Below are 540 nucleotides of genomic sequence, written 5' to 3' on the forward strand. Positions count from 1 at the left end.
CAATCGAAACACCTTGAACATAGCTGTCTGTCAGTGGATCGACACCTGATGTATCGACATTAGGTTGAACAAATGACTCTGTGTAGAGTTTTCCGTAGACAGTTGCTGATAAGAATTTATTTGGAATACCAACGGCAACGACACCACCTAAGTCAAAATCCATTTTTTTGCCGTCAATAGCGTCCATGGACTTTTTGATCTCATCAACATCGGTCAGCTTACTAATGCGCTCGATTTCGTCAATAAGATCATATTGATCGTCATAACTTATACCGAAACTTGGAATGATCATACCCGCGTCGTCATTGCGGCGGTAAATTGCAGTCAACGCAGGGTTGAAAAATGGAGCGGTCAGATAAGAGGCAGAAACGGTACCAACACCACCCATTGCATCGCTACGTGCTTCAATAGCATAAGTCGCAGCAGAAGCGACATTCGCAAATAGTGATGCTGTAATGGTGGTGGCTAAAATTTTGAATTGGGTTTTCATACTACACTTGTGTTTTTAGTTCTTCCTGAACTTATATCGGCACAAATGTT

At 42.0% G+C, this 540-nt stretch carries 1 protein-coding gene; it reads right to left on the reverse strand.

Annotation, left to right across the window (positions count from 1 at the left end; genetic code table 11):
• Window positions 1-490 (reverse strand): conjugal transfer protein TraF (gene traF, locus R7Z49_RS27135; protein WP_318112769.1); only part of this gene is annotated, 490 nt, incomplete at its 3' end.
• Between the last annotated feature and the right edge of the window lie 50 nt (window positions 491-540).

The sequence above is a fragment of the Vibrio sp. 1562 genome, assembly GCF_033340155.1.
GTDB classification, from domain to species: domain Bacteria; phylum Pseudomonadota; class Gammaproteobacteria; order Enterobacterales; family Vibrionaceae; genus Vibrio; species Vibrio alginolyticus.